Raw genomic sequence first — 801 nt, forward strand, 5'->3', positions numbered from 1 at the left:
GCGCCAGCTCGATGCCGGGCGCGCTCATGCGCCGCCGCGCTCATGCCGGCCCCCTGGACGGCGACGGGCCAAGGGACGGCGGAAGCGCGCCGGGATCGGCCGCCGCTTCGAGATCGATCGGATGGAGCCGGCCATCCTCCAGCCGGAACACGGCGTCGAACCGGAGCGCGGCGCTCGCTCGGCTGGTCAGGAGAACGAGGGTGATGCCGCGGCGCCGCAGGTTCTCGATCACGCGGGCCTCGGTGGCGTCGTCGAGATGGCTGGTGGCGTCGTCGAGGACCAGGATGCGGGGCCGGTCCACCAGCGCGCGGGCGATGGCGACGCGCTGCTGCTCGCCGCCGCTGAAGCCGCTACCGCCTTCCCCGATCGGGCCGTCGATCCCGCCCGGACGGGCGCCGACCACGTCGGCGATCTCGGCGTCGGCGAGCGCACGGGCGATGTCCGCCTCGGGCGCCGCCTCGTTCCAGAAGGTGATGGCGCTGCGCAGGCTGCCCTTCGGAAAGAAGGCGCTCTGGTCGACGAAGGCGATCCCGGTGCAGTCGGCGAGCCAAACCGTGGCGTCCGCGTGCTGCGCCTCGAACCGAACCTCGCCCTCCGTGGGCGACACGATGCCCACCAGCAGGCGGGCCAACGTGGATTTTCCCGCCGCCGATCCCCCGAGGATCGCGAGCGCCGCTCCGGCCTCCACCTCGAGCGAGATCCCCGCGAGCACGGGCGCGCCCTTGGGATGCGAGAACCCGACCTGCCGCAGCGCGATCCGCCCGGTGGCGGCGGCGGCGGTGGCGGCAGCGTCGGAGCCGG

1 protein-coding gene is annotated in these 801 nt (G+C 74.4%); it reads right to left on the reverse strand.

The window, feature by feature from the left end; genetic code table 11:
- Nucleotides 1-40 precede the first annotated feature (40 nt).
- Nucleotides 41-801: ATP-binding cassette domain-containing protein (locus tag AC2W7M_RS26560; RefSeq protein ID WP_486136183.1), on the reverse strand; the 761-nt coding region annotated here is incomplete at its 5' end.

The organism is Xanthobacter sp. BG11Y11_SDJG (assembly GCF_057364445.1).